General features: G+C 51.0%; 17 protein-coding genes and 2 pseudogenes. 18 read left to right on the top strand and 1 reads right to left on the bottom strand.

Features of this window, described 5'->3' with window-relative positions:
* Window positions 1–255: 255 nt before the first annotated feature.
* The 18 genes and pseudogenes from yfmF (at window position 256) to BBI15_RS09575 (ending at window position 18,839) form a co-directional block, all read left to right on the top strand.
* A complete protein-coding gene (gene yfmF / locus BBI15_RS09655) occupies window positions 256–1,530 on the top strand; it encodes an EF-P 5-aminopentanol modification-associated protein YfmF (protein ID WP_068869364.1) in 1,275 nt (424 codons plus the stop codon).
* On the top strand, window positions 1,523–2,824 hold the full coding sequence (yfmH, locus tag BBI15_RS09650; RefSeq protein ID WP_068869363.1) for an EF-P 5-aminopentanol modification-associated protein YfmH: 1,302 nt from the start codon (window positions 1,523–1,525) through the stop codon (window positions 2,822–2,824). Before yfmF ends, yfmH begins: the two co-directional genes overlap by 8 nt.
* Window positions 2,825–2,883: 59 nt before the next feature.
* A pseudogene (ymfI, locus tag BBI15_RS09645) lies at window positions 2,884–3,539 on the top strand (elongation factor P 5-aminopentanone reductase).
* Window positions 3,540–3,628: 89 nt separating this feature from the next.
* Entirely contained in the window at window positions 3,629–4,429 is an 801-nt protein-coding gene (locus BBI15_RS09640; RefSeq protein ID WP_068869362.1) for a YmfK family protein, read from the top strand.
* 11 nt (window positions 4,430–4,440) lie between these two features.
* Window positions 4,441–5,316 (top strand): helix-turn-helix domain-containing protein, encoded by an 876-nt coding sequence (locus BBI15_RS09635; protein WP_237150857.1) that lies wholly within the window; start codon window positions 4,441–4,443, stop codon window positions 5,314–5,316.
* A 49-nt stretch (window positions 5,317–5,365) separates the two neighbouring features.
* Window positions 5,366–5,944, top strand: coding sequence for a CDP-diacylglycerol--glycerol-3-phosphate 3-phosphatidyltransferase (gene pgsA / locus BBI15_RS09630; RefSeq protein ID WP_068869361.1), 579 nt, complete (start codon window positions 5,366–5,368; stop codon window positions 5,942–5,944).
* Between the two features lie 24 nt (window positions 5,945–5,968).
* Window positions 5,969–7,221 (top strand): annotated as a pseudogene (locus BBI15_RS09625) (competence/damage-inducible protein A).
* A gap of 175 nt (window positions 7,222–7,396) precedes the next feature.
* Entirely contained in the window at window positions 7,397–8,464 is a 1,068-nt protein-coding gene (gene recA / locus BBI15_RS09620) for a recombinase RecA (protein ID WP_068869360.1), read from the top strand.
* 226 nt (window positions 8,465–8,690) lie between these two features.
* On the top strand, window positions 8,691–10,250 hold the full coding sequence (gene rny, locus BBI15_RS09615) for a ribonuclease Y (protein ID WP_068869359.1): 1,560 nt from the start codon (window positions 8,691–8,693) through the stop codon (window positions 10,248–10,250).
* A gap of 66 nt (window positions 10,251–10,316) precedes the next feature.
* Window positions 10,317–11,114: a TIGR00282 family metallophosphoesterase gene (locus BBI15_RS09610; protein WP_068872566.1), complete on the top strand. Its 798-nt coding sequence runs from the start codon at window positions 10,317–10,319 to the stop codon at window positions 11,112–11,114.
* A 229-nt stretch (window positions 11,115–11,343) separates the two neighbouring features.
* Window positions 11,344–11,772 (top strand): YlbF/YmcA family competence regulator, encoded by a 429-nt coding sequence (locus BBI15_RS09605; protein WP_068869358.1) that lies wholly within the window; start codon window positions 11,344–11,346, stop codon window positions 11,770–11,772.
* 135 nt (window positions 11,773–11,907) lie between these two features.
* Window positions 11,908–14,433: a DNA mismatch repair protein MutS gene (mutS, locus tag BBI15_RS09600; protein WP_068869357.1), complete on the top strand. Its 2,526-nt coding sequence runs from the start codon at window positions 11,908–11,910 to the stop codon at window positions 14,431–14,433.
* Window positions 14,434–14,437: 4 nt separating this feature from the next.
* On the top strand, window positions 14,438–14,764 hold the full coding sequence (locus BBI15_RS16805) for an ATP-binding protein (RefSeq protein WP_418312485.1): 327 nt from the start codon (window positions 14,438–14,440) through the stop codon (window positions 14,762–14,764).
* 2 nt (window positions 14,765–14,766) lie between these two features.
* Window positions 14,767–16,317, top strand: a complete 1,551-nt coding sequence (gene mutL, locus BBI15_RS09595; protein ID WP_418312484.1) for a DNA mismatch repair endonuclease MutL — start codon at window positions 14,767–14,769, stop codon at window positions 16,315–16,317.
* A gap of 79 nt (window positions 16,318–16,396) precedes the next feature.
* Window positions 16,397–17,317, top strand: a complete 921-nt coding sequence (locus tag BBI15_RS09590; RefSeq protein WP_068869356.1) for an alpha/beta fold hydrolase — start codon at window positions 16,397–16,399, stop codon at window positions 17,315–17,317.
* A complete protein-coding gene (gene miaA / locus BBI15_RS09585; protein ID WP_068869355.1) occupies window positions 17,310–18,254 on the top strand; it encodes a tRNA (adenosine(37)-N6)-dimethylallyltransferase MiaA in 945 nt (314 codons plus the stop codon). Before BBI15_RS09590 ends, miaA begins: the two co-directional genes overlap by 8 nt.
* Before the next feature lie 18 nt (window positions 18,255–18,272).
* Entirely contained in the window at window positions 18,273–18,497 is a 225-nt protein-coding gene (gene hfq / locus BBI15_RS09580) for an RNA chaperone Hfq (RefSeq protein WP_068869354.1), read from the top strand.
* A gap of 39 nt (window positions 18,498–18,536) precedes the next feature.
* Window positions 18,537–18,839 (top strand): rhodanese-like domain-containing protein, encoded by a 303-nt coding sequence (locus BBI15_RS09575; protein ID WP_068869353.1) that lies wholly within the window; start codon window positions 18,537–18,539, stop codon window positions 18,837–18,839.
* A gap of 32 nt (window positions 18,840–18,871) precedes the next feature.
* Here BBI15_RS09575 and BBI15_RS09570 read toward each other — a convergent pair whose 3' ends face one another.
* On the bottom strand, window positions 18,872–19,480 hold the full coding sequence (locus tag BBI15_RS09570; protein ID WP_068869352.1) for a trimeric intracellular cation channel family protein: 609 nt from the start codon (window positions 19,478–19,480) through the stop codon (window positions 18,872–18,874).
* Between the last annotated feature and the right edge of the window lie 38 nt (window positions 19,481–19,518).

Here is a 19,518-nt window from a genome sequence, read left to right as displayed (position 1 = left end):
ACTAGCGGCAGATCAAACTGGCGGGGTGTCCCCGCCAGTTTTTTTATGGGAAAAATCAACTGTAAAGGAAGGCGAGCCGGGAGAATCCTTCATTAAATAGAAAACCGCAGGGATGGTGATCTTGACAGGAAAGCGCATTGCCGGGTAGTTGCTTGAAATCCGCATGCTTTTTTCCAGCCGTTTCCTCCGGTTTCATTGCAATTAAAGGAAAAAGTCCGGTATAGTTAGTGTAAGAATCACGAGAGGGGATCCAACATGTTTGAAACAAATAAGATTGCTCAAGGCGTCCATGTTCACGTACATGAAACGACGCAATTCAAGACAATAAATTTCTCGATCCGCTTCAAGGATCGGCTCACCGTGAAGAACGCTTCGGAGCGCGCGATCCTGGCGAACGTTTTGCAGCATAGCAACGAAATGTACCCATCTCATACAGCGCTGCGCATGGTGCTGGATGATTTATACGGAACATCGCTATACATAGATTCCACCAAACGCGGTGACGACCATATCATCAACTTGAACGTCGAGACTGTCAACGACCAATACCTATCGGATAAAGGCGTACTTGAGAAAGTGATGAATTTGATGTATATCGTCCTGTTCAAGCCGAATCTCGAGAATGGGCTATTCAAGGAAAACATCTTCAAACGCGAACAGGAATCGATCGTCCAGCGCATTGAATCGGTATTTGACGACAAAACCCGTTATGCACAGCAGCGCATGATGGAACTCGCGCTTCCGGGGCATCCGGCAGCGATTACGTCCAACGGCTCGATCGAGCAGGTGAAGCAAGTCACGAATGAGTCGCTTGTTGCGGCATACCGACATATGCTCGAAAATAATGAGGTGGAAATCTATGTCGTGGGAGACGTTTCGCCAGAAGTGATCACGGCGCATATCCGCGACTACTTCCATTTTGCCGACCGCAAGGAACTTCCTGTGAAGACGGAAAGCCAATTGCAGCCGCCTGAACAGTCACGCGTGCTCGAGTATGAAGACATGAAACAAGGAAAATTGCATATGATGTTCTTCACGCCGGTCACTTTCCGCGATGAAGATTTCCCGGTCATGCAATTGATGAACGGCATTTTCGGTGGCTATGCCCATTCGAAGTTATTTGCCAATATCCGGGAGAAAGAAAGCATGGCGTACTACGTGTCGAGTTCATATGCCTCCCAGTTCGGGCTGGTGTTCGTCCTCGCCGGCATCGACCGCAAGCTCGAAGAAAAAGCCGTATCGCTGATCCTCGGCCAATTGGAGGAAGTCAAGAACGGGCACATCACCGACACCGAATTGGAACAGACCAAGGCCTTGCTTACCAATCAATTAAAGGAAGCGCTCGATTCGGCAAGAGGCCAGATCGATATATACGATCAATACATGGAACTATCGGAAGACTTTGAACCCGCTTATCTGATCGAAAGATGGGAAAAGGTATCCAAAGAACAGATAGCACAGGCGGCACAGGAATTGAGCCTGCAAATGACCTATTTCTTGTCCGGCAAGGAGGAAGCAAGCGATGAATAAAATGGAATTCAATCAACTTGAAGAAACGCTCTATCATGAACAATTGCCGAACGGTTTGACGGTCTACATTTTGCCGAAGCGTGGATTCTCGAAAACATACGCGACGTTCACGACCAAATATGGCTCGATCGACAACCATTTCGTCCCGCTCGGCGAAAAAGAAGCTATTCAAGTACCGGATGGCATTGCCCATTTCCTTGAGCATAAAATGTTTGAAAAAGAAGAAGGCGATGTTTTCCAGGAATTCAGCAAAAATGGCGCTTCCGCCAACGCGTTCACTTCGTTCACGAGGACGGCGTACCTGTTTTCGGCAACCGGGCGCATCCAGGAGAACGTCACGACATTGCTCGATTTCGTCCAGAGCCCGTATTTTACCGAACAGACGGTAGAGAAGGAAAAAGGGATCATCGCCCAGGAAATCACCATGTATGACGACCAGCCCGACTGGCGCCTGTATTTTGGCATGATCGAGAATCTATACAAGAACCATCCCGTCAAAATCGATATCGCGGGGACAGTCGAATCGATCCAGCACATCACGGCGGAACATCTCTACACGTGCTACCATACCTTCTACCACCCGTCGAATATGGCGTTGTTCATCGTAGGGAACGTCGAGCCAGATAGCATGATGCAGTTCGTCAAGGACAACCAGGCGGCGAAAACCTTCGATGCGCCTGCACCGATCGAACGCATTTTCCCGGATGAGCCGAAAGAGGCGGCCATCAAAGAACGGACACTGGAAATGGCGGTCCAAAAGCCGAAAGTCTTCGTTGGCGTCAAGCCGGAGCGGCTTGACCTGTACGGGCCGGAGATGCTTAAGCACGAATTGTCTGCTCAGCTTGCATATGAATTATTGTTTGGCAGGACTTCGGATTTTTACCACGAGGCATACGAGAACGGATGGATCGATGAATCGTATTCATTCGACTATTCACTGGAAAGCGGATTCGGCTATGCGCTTATCGGTTCGGACACGAACCATCCCGAAAAATTTGCGCAAGAGATTAAAAAGACGATCCGACAGGCAGTGGAAAAATGGCCTTTCGGTCAGGAAGACCTGGACCGCGTGCGCCGCAAGAAAATCGGTTTTTTCATGCGTGCCTTGAATTCGCCTGAATACATCGCCAACCAATTTACGCAATATGCGTTCAACGGCATGAACCTATTCGATGTAGTGCCGGTGCTTGAGGAGATCGAAGTGGCCGATCTGCAGGAAGCATTCGCGGCAGTCAGCACAGAAAGCCAACAATCCGTCTTTACAATCAAATCACCGGAGAAGGATCCGGCGTGAAGCGATTCGCGCTGATTCTCGGGGCATCCGGAGACATCGGCCGCACGATTGCCAAGCAAATGGCGGATGAGGGCTGGTCATTATATCTTCATTACCATTCGAATGCATTGAATGCGTTTGCGCAGGATCTCAGCATGCACCATCCACAGCAGGAATTCATCCCGGTGCGGGGCGATTTCACTCAAGACAGCGGCGCCGAGGACGTTGCAAGCCAGGTTTTCGACTGCTCGTGCGTCATCTGTGCGAGCGGCCATGCGCTATCGGGCCTCTTGCAAGACACGAGCAGTGCGGATCAAGAAGCGCTGTGGCGTGTCCACGTAAAGAACCCGATCGAGACGGTTCGGCTATTGTCGCCGTATTTCAGGAGGCATGAAAAGTCCTATGTCATTTTCATTGCATCGATCTGGGGAGAGACGGGAGCCTCGATGGAAACGGCTTATTCAGCCGTGAAGGGCGCGCAGCTCGCATTCACGAAAGCCTACGCGAAAGAAATGGCGCCGTCCGGCACACGTGTCAATGCCGTATCGCCCGGCTTGATCCGCACGAAAATGAATGCTGGATTGACAGAACAGGAATGGCTGGCGCTCGAAGAAGAGATTCCGCTCGGGCAGGAACTCCGGAAGATATTGCCCATGCGGTCGTGTTTTTAGCCAGTGGCAAGGCCGATTATATTACCGGGCAGACGATCCGTGTCAACGGCGGCTGGCTCATTTAACGGACGCAAGCTTTTCATCATTGTTGATGTAGGCTATCATAAAGGCAATGGACCATAGGATGGCACATATATGGGGAGGGGAGTGAAGCATGAAAGAATGGTATTTTGAGTATGAAATCCAAGTCAACCGCCCGGGCTTGCTCGGGGACATCGCATCGCTGCTCGGCATGCTGCGGGTCAATATCGTCACCATCAACGGCGTGGACCAAGGTCGCCGGGGAATGCTATTGCGTGCAGAGCATGACGTGCAGATCGAACGTTTTGAGCAGATCCTGTCGACGATCGAAACCATCGCGGTGACGAAGTTCCGTGAACCGAAATTGCGGGACATTCTCGCTGTGCGTCACGGCCGTTACATCCAGCGCGATGCAGATGACCGGAAGACGTTCCGCTTCGTACGGGATGAACTTGGGCTGCTCGTCGATTTCATGGCGGAAATCTTCAAGCAGGAAGGCCATAAACTGGTCGGGCTCCGGGGCATGCCGCGTGTCGGCAAGACCGAATCCATCGTCGCAGCGAGCGTCAGTGCCAATAAGAAATGGATTTTCCTATCCTCGACGATGATCAAGCAGACCGTCCGCAATCAATTGATGGGCGACGAACACAACGATAACAATATCTTCATCCTGGACGGCATTGTCACGAGGCGTTCATCCGATGAGCGCCATCTCCAGCTTGTGCGGGAAATGATGCGCATGCCGACCATCAAAGTGGTGGAACATCCCGATAAATTCGTCGAGCATTCCGAGTACAGCATCGACGATTTCGATTATATTATCGAATTGCGCCATCATCCGGAAGAAAAGATCACATACGAAGTATTGGAGAAAAATACGTTTATGGACAATAAAGACCAGATGGACATGTTCGGCGACGGTTTCAACTTTTAAGCAGGCAGGTGATGACGATGGGGCAATTGGGCACGAAGCTGAAACAGGCAAGGCTGGACCAAGGCATGAGCTTGGAACAGCTTAATGAGCGGACGAAAATCCAAAAGCATCATTTGGAAGGCATCGAAACCGGGGATTATTCCTCGATCCCTGGAGGCTTTTATGTGCGTGCTTTCATCAAGCGCTATGCACAGGCGGTCGGTTTGGACGGAGATGCCCTGTTAAGGGAGCATAACAACGAATTGCCGGAAGACGAGCCGGTTACCGCCCCTGTCGAGCATTTGACACGCAGGCCCGAAAAGAAAAGAAGCAGCTCTGGACCCGTCGCAGAATCGATGCCGAAAGTGTTGGTGGCATTATTTATCGTGTTTATCCTTTTGGTTATCTGGTATTTCTACCTGCTCAGCACATCCGGCAACGATGTCCAGCCGGAAGAGGAAAGCGGCGGTGTGGAATACGAAGCACAGCCGGAACAACAGCCGGAAGCACAGCCGGAAGCGGCAGAGGAACAAGAACAAGCCCCTGCTGAGGAACCGGAAGAACAACCGGAACCTGAAGAGCCGAAAGCGCAATTGGAACTTGAAAGCGTAACGGGGGAAACAACGACGTATACCTTCATCGGACCAGCTGAGAGGCAGCTTGAATTCGCTGCAAATGGGGAATCCTGGCTGACCGTATTGAATGATGACGGAACAGAGCTACTGAGCCTCGCCCGCGTGTTCGAAGCCGGAGAGACAGAAGCCGTCGATGTATCCGATGAAGCGAGCGTCTTCATGCGCGTTGGAGATTATGCCATGCTTTCAATTGAACTGAACGGTGAAAAGGTGCCGTATGAACAACAACGAAAACCGCAAAACATCATCATCCGTTTCGATGATGCCGAATAGCCATCACCCGATGGCTATTTTTCTGCAAGGATTGAAAGGAGAATAACAAATGAATATTCCAAACCAAATCACCATTTCCCGGATCTTGCTCATCCCGATCTTCATGGCGTTCATGCTCATCGATTTCGGATGGGGAGACATCACCTTACTCGGTGCGACGTTGCCGGTCGCACATTTCATCGGGGCATTGATCTTCATCTTCGCATCCGCTACCGATTGGGTCGACGGCTATTACGCACGCAAATACAATTTAGTCACGACCTTCGGTAAATTCTTGGACCCTCTTGCCGATAAATTGCTCGTCTCTGCCGCGCTGATCATTCTGGTCGAGCTCGGCTTTGCGCCAGCGTGGGTCGTCATCGTCATCATCAGCCGTGAATTCGCCGTAACCGGCTTGCGATTGGTGCTGGCAGGCGAAGGGGAAGTCGTGGCAGCCGGGAGTTTAGGCAAAATCAAGACCGTCACGCAGCTGCTCGCGATCATTTCGCTGTTGCTATACAATATGCTCTTTGCCTTGGTCGGCATTCCATTCGGCGAGATCATGCTCTATATCGCATTGCTGTTTACGGTCTGGTCCGGTTGGGATTATTTCTACGCCAACCGCAAAGGGCTTATGGCATCCAAATAAGCGACACATGAAAGGAAGACCGCTATGAACGCTGAAATCATTGCAGTGGGCTCAGAACTCCTGCTGGGCCAGATCACCAATACGAATGCACGCTTCATTTCAGGACATCTCGCTGAAATCGGAATCAACGTCTATTACCATACTGTCGTCGGCGACAATCCTGAGCGCCTGAAAGAGACGATCGCCATCGCGGAATCCCGTGCTGACTTGATCATCTTCTCAGGGGGCTTGGACCCACAAAAGACGATTTGACCAAACAGACGATCGCCCGTCATCTGGGCACGACGCTTTCGATGGACGAGGCGGCAATGGAATCGATTGCCGCGTTTTTCGAGCGCGCTGGCCGCCCGATGACCGAAAACAATAAAAAACAGGCACTCGTGCTTAATGGCAGCGAGGTGCTGGTCAACGAGAACGGCATGGCGCCGGGAATGATGTATCAAAACGGCAGTCATATGTATATGCTGCTGCCGGGGCCGCCGCATGAACTGGAGCCGATGTTCCAGTTCGAGGCGAAACCGAGATTGGTACGCATGCTCAATAAGGAAAACGTCATCCTTTCACACGTGCTCAGGTTCTATGGGATCGGCGAAGCTGAACTCGAAGACCGCCTGCAGGATATCCTGGATAAGCAGACCAACCCGACAATTGCCCCCTTGGCCTCCGCGGGTGAAGTGACGCTACGCATCACGGCGAAGACGGACACGGCGGATGAGGCATGGGAATTGATCAACGGCGCGAAAGAAGAAATCCTGGAACGCGTCGGCGACTATCTGTACGGCTATGATGATGACTCACTCGCCTCGAAAGCGATCGATTTGTTGAAGCAACAAGGCAAAACGGTTTCGGCGGCAGAGAGCCTGACGGCAGGGTTGTTCCAGTCGGAACTCGCTTCCATCGCTGGGGCGAGCGCCGTGTTGAATGGCGGTGTCGTCACCTATAATGAGCAAATGAAAATCCAGCAGCTCGGCATGACGCGGGAATTTTTCAAAGCGCATTCCGTCGTCAGTGAGGAAACGGCTGAAGCGATGGCTTTGGCTGTCCGGGAGAAATTCGATACCGACATCAGCGTCAGCCTGACCGGGGCAGCCGGCCCGGACGCGCACGGCGAGGAACCGGCCGGCACGGTGTGGATCGGCATCGCAAGTGATGAAGGGACGAAAGCCTATCGCCTCCAGCTGTCGGGGATGAGAAACACGAACCGCATCCGCGCGGTGAAACTGGCCTTGTACTATTTGATCCGCACATTGGCAAATGAAGACACACGCAAAATTTAATTTTGCGTGTTTTTTCATGCCCATTTTGGGGGAATCATAGGATAGTGGGAATCAAATTCGTGAAATGATCATCCGGACACGAATAAACGTTCGCTTTTTTCTTGTAAATTTCTCAATAAACTAGTATACTGAAATCAGTTAGAAAATTGGTTTTCACATAAGAGGAGGATTTCTTTTGAGCGATCGTAAAGCAGCGCTGGATATGGCGCTAAAACAAATAGAAAAGCAATTCGGTAAAGGGTCTGTCATGAAATTGGGTGAAAGTACAGGTCATAATGTCTCGACCGTTTCAAGTGGTTCGTTGTCCCTTGATATCGCGCTTGGCATAGGCGGATACCCGCGCGGGCGTGTCATCGAGATTTACGGGCCGGAGAGTTCGGGTAAAACGACGGTATCGCTTCATGCCATTGCAGAAGTTCAGGCTTCCGGCGGGACAGCCGCATTTATCGATGCAGAGCATGCCCTTGACCCGGTCTATGCAAAAGCGCTGGGCGTCAACTTGGATGAGCTATTGTTGTCCCAGCCGGACACAGGCGAGCAGGCACTTGAAATCGCGGAAGCGCTCGTGCGCAGCGGTGCGGTAGACATCGTCGTCATCGACTCCGTAGCGGCACTTGTGCCAAAAGCGGAAATCGAAGGCGAAATGGGCGACTCCCATGTCGGCCTCCAAGCCCGCCTCATGTCACAGGCTCTCCGTAAACTTTCGGGTGCCATCAATAAATCGAATACCATTGCCGTATTCATCAACCAAATCCGTGAAAAAGTAGGTGTCATGTTCGGGAACCCGGAAGTAACGCCAGGCGGACGTGCATTGAAATTCTACTCGTCCGTGCGCCTCGAAGTGCGCCGTGCGGAAGCATTGAAATCCGGCAATGACATCATCGGTAACCGCACGAAGATCAAAATCGTCAAAAACAAAGTCGCTCCACCGTTCCGTACGGCCGAAGTCGACATCATGTATGGACAAGGGATCTCGCGTGAAGGAGAGATCGTCGACCTTGCAGCAGACCTGGACATCATCCAAAAAAGCGGTTCATGGTATTCCTATAACAACGAACGTGTTGGGCAGGGCCGTGAAAACGCCAAGCAATTCATGCGCGAGCATGAAGACATCCGCAATGAAATCGCGGGGAAAGTCCGTGAGCATTACGGCATGTCCGCAGCTTCGTATTCGGTTTCAGTCCCTAAAGATGACAAGAAGGATGCAGAAGAATTCAACTTGCTTATCGACGAAGAGGAATAAGCTTCAGCTGAAACTCCATAAAGCCTTTCCAAAAGACTGCGAAGCGAATGCTTCGCAGTCTTTTTACAAGCGCTGGCGCCGGTTTGGCAGGGTTGACAGGGAATAGGTCCATCTATACAATTAAAATTGTATTATTTACTAATTTTTAAACGATTGATGAAAGACAACGAGTTATCGATTCATCCTTTGAAAATGTAAAAAATCAATAGCAAGAGGAGGTGTCCGAATGGGTATTACTGAGTTCATCTTCGCTTTGCTTGGTATCATCGTCGGTGTAGTTGTTGGGTATTTTGCATTGAAAAAGGCAAACGATTCCAAAATGGCAGGCGCCAAACATTCCGCAGAGCAAGTTATCGAAGATGCAAAACGGGAAGCAGAGGCGCTGAAAAAAGAAGCCTTGCTGGAAGCGAAAGACGAAAATCATAAATTGCGTACTGAAGCTGAATCTGAAATTCGTGAACGCCGATCGGAAATGCAGAAACATGAAAATCGGTTGTTGCAAAGAGAAGAAAATTTGGATCGCAAGGATGATGCATTAAACAAACGCGAGGCCGGCCTTGAGCGCAAGGATCAGGCACTTGCCGAAAAACAACAGCATATTGAACAGATGGAGAGCAAAGCTGAGAATTTGGTTCAGCAGCAACAAACCGAAATGGAACGGATTTCATCGTTGACACGCGAGGAAGCGAAGAGCATCATTCTGGAACAAGTAGAGAATGAGCTGTCGACAGATATCGCGGTGATGGTCAAGGAATCGGAAGCCCGTGCCAAAGAAGAATCGGACAAAAAAGCGAAGAACATCCTGTCGCTCGCAATGCAGCGTTTTGCTGCTGACCATGTGGCGGAAACGACCGTTTCCGTGGTCAACTTGCCGAACGACGAGATGAAAGGCCGCATTATCGGGCGCGAAGGACGCAACATCCGGACGCTCGAAACCTTAACCGGCATCGATTTGATTATCGATGACACGCCGGAAGCGGTCATTCTTTCCGGATTTGATCCGATCCGCCGCGAAACAGCACGTCTGGCACTTGAGAAACTGGTGTCGGACGGACGTATCCACCCAGCGAGAATCGAGGAAATGGTCGAGAAGTCAAGACGCGAAGTCGATGAACAAATTCGTGAAATTGGGGAACAAACCACATTTGACGTAGGTGTACATAACTTGCATCCAGACTTGATCAAAATACTTGGCCGTCTCCGCTACCGCACAAGCTATGGCCAGAACGTCCTGAAGCACTCGGTCGAAGTGGCGTTCTTGTCAGGCCTCATGGCAGCAGAGCTTGGGGAAGATGTGACACTCGCGAGACGCGCAGGTCTCCTGCATGATATCGGCAAGGCCATCGACCACGAAGTCGAAGGCAGCCACGTGGAGATCGGTGTCGAGCTCGGCACGAAATACAAGGAACATCCGGTTGTCATCAACAGCATCGCCTCCCACCACGGGGACACGGAAGCGACTTCGGTCATCTCGGTCATCGTCGCAGCAGCGGATGCGCTATCCGCAGCACGCCCGGGTGCCAGAAGCGAAACGCTTGAGAACTACATCCGCCGGCTCGAGAAGCTGGAAGAGATTTCAGAGTCCTACGAAGGTGTCGAGAAATCGTTCGCCATCCAAGCAGGCCGCGAGATCCGGATCATGGTTCGCCCAGAGCAGATCGATGATATGACAGCTCACCGCCTTGCGCGCGATATCCGCAAGCGCATTGAGGAAGAATTGGATTATCCAGGACATATCAAAGTGACGGTCATCCGCGAAACGCGCGCCGTCGAATACGCAAAATAAAAACGAAAAAGGCTTCGTTGAATATCCATTCAAAGAAGCCTTTTTCTTATGGGGAAAGGTGATTGCATGAAAATTTTATTTATCGGGGACATTGTCGGATCCATCGGGAGAGAAGCGCTGGAATCGTATTTGCCGAGACTCAAGCGCAAATATGCGCCGGATGTCGTCATCGCAAACGGCGAAAATGCCGCGGCAGGCCGCGGCATCACGAAGTCGATTTATCAGGACCTGTTGTTCATGGGCGTTGACATGGTGACGATGGGCAACCATACGTGGGACCAAAAGGAGATTTTCGATTTCATCGACGAGGCGGATTACCTGATCCGGCCGGCGAACTTTTCGGAAGAAGCACCTGGCCGCGGCATGGCCACAGTCACGAAAAACGGCAAAACCTTGTCGGTCATCAATTTGCACGGCCGCGTGTTCCTTCCTGCGCATGACGATCCGTTCAAGATGGCAGATGAATTGATCGAAGAGGCGAAGCAAATATCGCCGCTTGTCTTCGTGGATTTCCACGCGGAGGCGACAAGCGAGAAGATCGCGATGGGCTGGCATCTGGATGGCCGTGCGTCTGCCGTTGTCGGGACGCACACCCATGTCCAGACTGCGGATGCGCGGGTTCTTCCGGGTGGCACGGCGTATATCTCGGATGTCGGCATGACTGGGCCATACGACGAAATCCTTGGCATGAAAAAGGATGCCGTTTTGTACCGTTTCAAGACGAACATGCCGGCACGCTTTGAAGTGCCAAAATCGGGCCGTTCGGTCGTCAGCGGATTTTTCACAGAGATTGATGATAATACCGGCAAAGCTTTGGGATGCGAGAGAATCTACATCAACGAAGATTATCCGTTCCAGGCTTGATCCCGGTGTCGAATTAACGACAATTGGCTAGACGGCTTGTAACGAAGCACAATCGTTCAGTATAATAAGTGAAGATGGACAAACCGCCCGCTCAAGGCGAAATTGTTGTCTGACTTAGCGGATTCACAGTACAATCGTAAGCGAACGTGTTCTGGCAGATAAAGAAAATCAAAATATAGCGTCTGATGCCAGTCGTTGGCATCGGACCGGGAAATGGGTGTTTACGGAAATGACTTATACAAAACAACAAATCGTCGATAAAGCGCGTGAAGTAGCGGACATGATCGCTGCAACAGAAGAAGTCGATTTCTTCAAGCGTGCGGAAGCACAGATCAACGAAAATCAGCAGATCCGCGAAAAAATCGCCAGCTTGAAGAGCCTTCAAAAGCAAGCGGTTAATTTCCAGCATTACGGGAAAGAACGCGCACTTGAACTGATCGAGAAGAAAATCCAGAAAATCGAAGACGAAATCGATGCCGTGCCGATCGTGCAGGAATTCAAGCAATCACAAAGCGATGTCAATTCGCTATTGCAAATGGTTTCTACGGCAATCGCCAACCAAGTGACGAACAATATCATCACCGATACCGGCGGCGACTTGCTGCGCGGCGAAACAGGGTCCAAAGTGAGAAACGATGGCGGCGGAAGCTGCTCATAACCCGCTGCCCAGAACAACTTGCGTAAGGATTTTATAGAAACTGAAAGAGCCCAGCTCTTTCAGTTTTTTCGTTTCTGCCTTTGAGTTTGTTATAATGGGGAAACGAACAATTGATTGAATGAGAGAGGGTAGACAATGGCACCGACACCAATGATCCAACAATATTTGCAAGTGAAATCCGAATACCAGGATGCGTTCCTGTTTTTCCGTTTGGGCGATTTTTATGAAATGTTTTACGACGACGCCATCAAAGCGTCCCAGCTGCTGGAAATCACATTGACGAGCCGCGGAGGCAATGGTGAAGACCGCATCCCGATGTGCGGGGTCCCACACCATTCCGCGAAAAACTATATCGATCAATTGATCCAAAAAGGCCATAAAGTCGCGGTGTGCGAACAAGTGGAAGACCCGAAAACGACGAAAGGCGTCGTCAAACGTGAAGTGGTCCGCCTGATTACGCCCGGCACGCATACCGAAGGCAAAAGCGTCGATGCCAAGGCGAATAATTTCATTGCGGCAGCCGATGAAGTGGCAGGCGGTTTCGGTCTTGCGTACTTGGATATTTCAACCGGCGAATCGACCGCTACTTACATAGCAGGCAATGAAAAGGAATTGCTCAACGAACTCCAGGCGCTGCATATCCGCGAACTTGTCGTCTCCGAGCAATTGCGTTTATTGCTCGCAGAAGAAGACCAACAGCTCATCTTATCAGTCGAGCACATGGAAGCGCCATTTATGGCTGAAGCGTCCTTGTTCGTGGACTGCCCAAAAGAGCTCGAGACGTGCGGCAAGCGGCTGCTCGCCTATATCGCCGCGACGCAAAAGCAATCACTGGGCCATATCCAGCCCTTTAAATACCGGGAAAACACACGGATCTTAGGCATCGATTATTACTCAAAACGCAATCTGGAATTGATCGAATCCATTCGTGGAGGGGACAATAAAGGCACGCTCTTATGGCTGTTGGACGAAACGGTCACGGCCATGGGCAGCCGGAAATTGAAGCAATGGCTGCATCAGCCCTTAGCGGACCGACTTGCGATTGAATCGCGGCAGCAAATGGTCGAAGCCTTGATGGACCGTTATTTCGTGCGCGTGGAATTGCAGCAATTATTGAAAGAAGTTTATGATCTGGAACGCTTATCCGGCCGTGTGGCATTCGGCAGTGCGAGCGGCCGGGATTTGGCGCAACTGCGCAATTCATTGGAAAAGATTCCAGAGCTTGTGCGTGAGCTTAAAGGCTCGGGGCACTCTTCGCTCGAGCAATTCAGCGCCGGTTTGGACCCGTGCCCGGAAGTATGCGAGTTGTTAGCTGCGATCAGCGACAATCCGCCGTTATCGGCGAAAGAAGGCGGTGTCATCCGCGACGGCTTCAACGCGCAATTGGACGAATACCGGGACGCTTCACGGAATGGCAAGGACTGGATTGCGGAACTTGAGCAAAAAGAACGGGCGAAGACCGGAATCCGTTCCTTGAAAGTCGGTTATAACCGGATTTTCGGCTATTATATCGAAATTTCAAAAGCGAATATGCATTTGGCGGACCTCGAACGATACGAACGAAAGCAGACATTGGCCAACGCAGAACGCTATATCACGCCGGAGCTGAAGGAAAAAGAAGCCCTGATCTTAACGGCTGAAGAAAAAAGCCTGACATTGGAATATGAATTATTCGTCAGTGTGCGCGAGCAAGTGAAGGAATACATTTCACGAATCCAGCAATTGGCTTCAAAAATCAGCGCGCTCGACGTCTATATCAGCTTTTCGGAAGTTGCGGAGAAATATCGCTTCACGAAACCGGCATTCAACGACGGGCGGAACATTTCGATCCGCGAAGGCCGCCACCCGGTTGTCGAGAAGATGCTCAACAAGCAGCATTATGTCCCGAATGACTGCGAACTCGATGACGATGGCAATATGCTGTTGATTACCGGGCCGAATATGTCGGGTAAAAGCACCTATATGCGGCAAGTCGCGCTGACGATCGTCTTGGCGCAAATCGGAAGCTACGTCCCGGCGGCTTCTGCGGAATTGCCGATCGTCGACCAGATCTTTACGCGCATCGGCGCTGCGGACGATCTCGTCTCCGGCCAGAGTACGTTCATGGTGGAGATGATGGAATCGCAATACGCCATCAGCCATGCAACAGAACGCAGTTTATTGCTATTCGATGAAATTGGGCGCGGCACCTCGACTTATGATGGGATGGCACTGGCTCAATCGATGATCGAGTACATCCATGAACATATCGGGGCGAATACGTTATTCTCGACACATTACCATGAATTGACGGCACTTGAAGAAACGCTGCCGAACTTGCGCAACGTCCACGTCTCGGCCATGGAACAATCCGGGAAAGTCGTCTTTTTGCACAAAGTGAAACGCGGGCCTGCCGATAAGAGCTACGGGGTCCATGTAGCGGAACTGGCCAATTTGCCGGAAGCGATCTTGAGCCGTGCACGTGAATTATTGATAAGTTTCGAGGCTGATAACCGTAAAACACAGCAGCAAGCAGAACAATTATCGTTTTTTGATGAACGCGATACGGCGAATGAAGAAGTGCTGCAAACGATCAAAGATGTGTCGGTTTCACGTATGACGCCGCTCGAAGCATTGCAGCTGATCAACGACTTGCAGGAGAAAATAAGCGGAGGAGGCTGATTCCATGGGCAAGATCCGGTTAATGGACGAACCGCTATCCAATAAAATCGCGGCAGGGGAAGTCGTCGAACGGCCGACTTCCGTCGTCAAGGAATTGGTGGAAAATGCAATCGATGCCGACAGCACAGCTATAGAAGTACTCCTTGAAGAAGCAGGGCTGACATCGATACAAATTATCGATAACGGGGCGGGAATGGACGAAGAAGACGCGCTCTTGTCTTTTTCAAGACACGCCACGAGCAAAATTGAGAACGAACACGACCTGTTCCGCATCCGTACACTTGGGTTCCGGGGGAGGCACTTGCTAGTATCGCTTCTGTCTCTAAAGTGATATTGCATACATCCGATGGAACGGCAGGGACCTATCTGGAGATCGAAGGAGGCCGGCTAACTGAACAGCGTGCAGGGGCATTGCGGCAAGGGACGGATATCCGCATCGGCCAATTGTTTTTCAATACGCCGGCAAGATTGAAGTATATGAAAACACTGCAGACGGAACTCGGCCATACGATTGATTTGATGAACCGTTTTGCGCTCAGTTATCCAGAGGTTTCATTCCGTTTGGTCAACGACGGCAAACAATTGCTGCAGACAGCGGGTAGCGGCGAGGTCCGACGTGTGCTGGCGGATATTTATGGTGTCGCAATCGCGAAGAAAATGGTCGCTTTTGAAGGTGAATCACCCGATTACCAAATCGAAGGCTTTGCTTCACTGCCGGAAATTACACGCGCCAATAAAAATTACATCTCGCTGTTCGTCAATGGCCGGTGGGTCAAGCAATACGCCATCGCCAATACGGTGCACAAGGCTTACCATACCTTCCTGCCGCTCGAGCGACAGCCGATCGTCGTGTTGAACATCAAAGGGGATCCGTATTTGACCGATGTCAACGTGCACCCTTCCAAACAGCAGATCCGGTTGAGCAAGGAGAAGGAATTGCTGGAACTTGTCCACGATACAATACGCAAGGCCATCCAGACCGCCGTGCGTGCGCCGGTCATCGAAAAACCGAAACCTGCCAAGCAGGCACCGAGCCGGCAATTGGATCTCTGGAAGCGCCCGGTTGAAGAAACCGTGAGACGTGAGCCGGAAACCTTGAAGTCGATGGATTGGAAACAGGAGAAGCTACAGGAACGGGGCGAGGATTTTCATTTGGAGCCGAAGCTGGAACCGGTCGTGAAGACAGCTCATGAACAGGGCTGGGAACAGGACCGGGAACCGGACCGGGAACCGGCAGAAGAGGGGAAGATGCCCTATGAGGAACCCGAAAACTATCCTGCAGTGGACGCCAGCCCGCAATTTCCGGAACTAGAAGTCGTCGGACAGATTCACGGGACCTATATCGTGGCGCAAAGTTCAGACGGTTTTTACCTGATTGACCAGCATGCTGCGCAGGAACGCATCAAGTATGAGTTTTTTCGCGAGAAAGTCGGCGACATCGATTCGAATGAACGCCAGTCGCTGCTTTTGCCGTTAACATTCCATTACAGCCGGGACGAAGCGCTGCATTTGAAAGAACAATTGAATGCGCTGGAGGAAAGTGGCGTGTTCCTGGAGGAATTCGGCGAGACGACGTTCATTGTCAGGGAATACCCGACCTGGTTCCCGAAGGGCTTCGAACAGGAAGTCATCGAGGATTTGATTGAGCAGGTGTTGACTGAGCGCAGAGTGGATATCAAGAAACTGCGTGAAGAAGCTGCCATCATGATGAGCTGCAAGCGTTCGATCAAAGCGAACCACTTTTTGCAAAAACACGACATGGAACGGTTATTGGCCGATTTGAAGAATGCGGAACAGCCATTCACCTGCCCGCACGGCCGGCCGGTCATCATTCATTTCAAGACTTACGATATCGAAAAAATGTTCAAGCGTGTGATGAATTGATGGCTCTCACTTGCCGGTATGAGCTTAAGCGTTTGAACAAAGAGGTTTCACCAAAAGAGTAGGGAAAGGGTGTGGATCGATGGAAATGAGCAGTTCATTCGTTCGGGTGTCGGACGGCCACGAACTCTTCTGCAGCGTGCATAGTGCTGAAAATCCGAAAGGCCATGTTCACATTATCCACGGAATGGCAGAACATAGCGGCCGTTACAAGGATTTCATCCAGGCGCTAAACGAGCAAGGATTCACCGTGTCCATACATGACCAAAGAGGGCACGGAAAAACGGCGGAACATAATGGGGGGATCGGGTATTTCGCGGATACTGGAGGCTTCTTGCGGGTTGTCGAAGATGCACATGAAATAATCCGGAATGTCCAGGCAGGCATCGGCAAATTGCCGTTCACGCTTCTCGGGCATTCGATGGGATCTTTTGTAGCGCGGCGATATCTTCAGCTTTACGGTGATGAAGTGGATTGTGCGGTGTTAGCCGGAACCGGTGGGCATCCAGGGTTTTCATTGTCTGCTGGCATCGCAACCGCGAAGAGCTTCAGCAGGCTCGAAGGAAAGACGGCAAGCAGCCCGGTTTTGGGGAAATTGATCTTCGGCAGTTACAATAAAGACTTCCAGGATGAAAAGTCCAAGTTTTCCTGGTTGAGCCGGAAAAGTGAAGCGGTGGCACAATACGAAGCGGATCCATGGTGCGGATTTGAAATGGCAAACCAGTTTTACGTCGATCTTTTCGAAGGCTTGGCAATCATTCACCGCATGGATGAGGTCAGGCGGATCCCCAAAAATCTGCCCGTACTGTTTATCAGCGGATCCATGGACCCGGTCGGGGCGAAAGGGAACGGTGTATTTGAAGCAGCTAGCCAATTCAACCGGGCCGGCTTGGAAACCGTAAAAGTTTACCTGGCAGAAGAAGGGCGCCACGAAGTGCTGCATGAGATGAACGCAAAAACGTATCAGCAAGTCATCATCGATTGGATAAATGACCATGGTTGAAGTGATTGCGATTGTCGGGCCGACCGCTTCAGGAAAAACCGCACTCAGCATCGAACTGGCCAAACGGTTTGGCGGGGAGATCATCAACGGCGATTCGATGCAGGTCTACCGTGGAATGGATATCGGGACCGCCAAGATCAGGCCGGAGGAGATGGGGGGCATTGCACATCACCTGCTCGATATCCGGGACCCCGGCGAATCCTTCTCGGTTGCTGAATATCAGTTACTGGTCCGCGAAAAAATCGCTGAAATCCAGGGCCGTGGCAAGCTGCCGATCATTGTCGGCGGGACAGGGCTTTATGTCCAGTCAGTGCTCTTCGATTACCGCTTCTCCAAGCGGCAGGTGGATGAGGAATTAAGGAAGGGGCTGCAAGACGAGCTCGAACGCTCTGGCCCTGGGGCGATGCACCGCAAGCTGATGGAGCTGGATCCGGACATCGACATCCACCCGAACAATACGCGGCGTGTCCTGCGCGCTTTGGAGATCCTGTTGAGCGGCGAGGAAAAAGAGGATGGCAGCTTGGCGCAGACGCCGATATATGATGAAATGATCATCGGCCTGGATGTGCCAAGGGACGAACTGTATAAGCGCATCGACGACCGCGTCGAAGGGATGATGGAAGCGGGCTTGCTGAAAGAAGTCCGGCGTTTGTATGACAGTGGTTTGCGTGATGTACAATCCATCAAAGCGATCGGGTATAAGGAATTGTATGCATATTTTGATGGTATCGATACATTGGAAGAGGCGATCTTGAAACTGAAACGCAATTCCAGGAAGTATGCCAAACGCCAATTCACCTATTTCCGCAATAAAATGCCGATTCTATGGTTGGATGCAACAGCGGGACCGGAAAACAAGTTGGAAGAAATTATGCGTTTCTGGCAGGAAAATGACCGGAATCGTCGAATTGAACAGATGGCCAAAACTATACGCTAGAGAAACAGGGGGAGTTCCATGAAACCGGTTAATATCCAAGATGTCTATTTGAACCAGCTGCGTAAGAATAATATTTTCGTTACCGTTTTTTTGCTAAACGGGTTTCAATTGAAAGGAATCATCAAATCCTATGATAATTTCACGGTGCTCGTGGAAACGGAAGGCAAGCAGCAATTGATCTACAAACACGCCATCTCGACATTTTCGCCTTCGAAACCGGTATCGATCGAGCATCAGGAATAAATAGCACCATGTAAAAATAATCAATGGGAGGAATAGCGGATGAAATCGATCAGTACAGATGAACTGAACCAGAAAGTGGATGCTGGAGATGAACTTCACATCATCGACGTTCGTGAAAAAGACGAAGTGGCTGCAGGCATGATTCCGGGAGCCAAGCATATCCCACTCGGTGAATTACCGGAGCGCACAGGAGAACTGGACTCCTCGAAAGAGTATTATGTCGTTTGCCAGGCAGGAGGCCGCAGCGCAAAAGCTGCAGAATACTTGGAGTCGAATGGATTCCATTCGGTCAATGTCGATGGCGGCATGTCATCATGGCGCGGCGTCACAGTTTACGGATGAGAAAAAGCCGATCGGCAATTGCCGGTCGGCTTTTATGTTGTGGTGAGTATTTTTCGTGTCGGCAATTTCCACTTATACGTATAGGATAAGATCCTCAACAGTGTAATGGCCAAGAACAAGGCATAGAGCATGAAATCAGTCCTGATAATATCAATGCTGATCAACAATCCTGCAATCGCAGCCCATACGGCGTATATTTCCGCTTTTAAGACCAAGGGCTTCCTTCCGGCAAGCAAATCCCGCACCATGCCGCCGCCTGATCCCGTCAGCACAGCCGCCACAACCGCCGCATAAACAGGCAAACCCAAATCGACCGCAAATAAAGCGCCTTGCACCGCGAAAGCAGACAAGCCGATTGCATCGAAGAAATGGCCCCAGCGATTCCAGTGGCCGAGCGTTTTATGCGGGAACAAGAACACAATGGTGATGGAGATGAGCGCTAATTGGAACATGAACTCCTGCTCCCATAAAGCGGAGACGGGTACCCCGATCAATAGGTTGCGGATGGCCCCTCCGCCGAATGCGGTGACGACGCCAAGCAGGTAGACGCCGAAAATATCGTATTCCTCTTCCATGGCGATGATCGCACCGGATATGGCAAAAGCAATGGTCCCGATGGCGCTTAGTACTTCCCAAGCCATTATTCGACGCCCTCCTTTACTTAAACAACTCTATGAAT

The sequence above is a fragment of the Planococcus plakortidis genome, from assembly GCF_001687605.2.
Lineage (GTDB): Bacteria > Bacillota > Bacilli > Bacillales_A > Planococcaceae > Planococcus > Planococcus plakortidis.
Note: the sequence above shows the minus strand (reverse complement) of the source record. Positions and strands in the feature narration are given on the sequence as shown.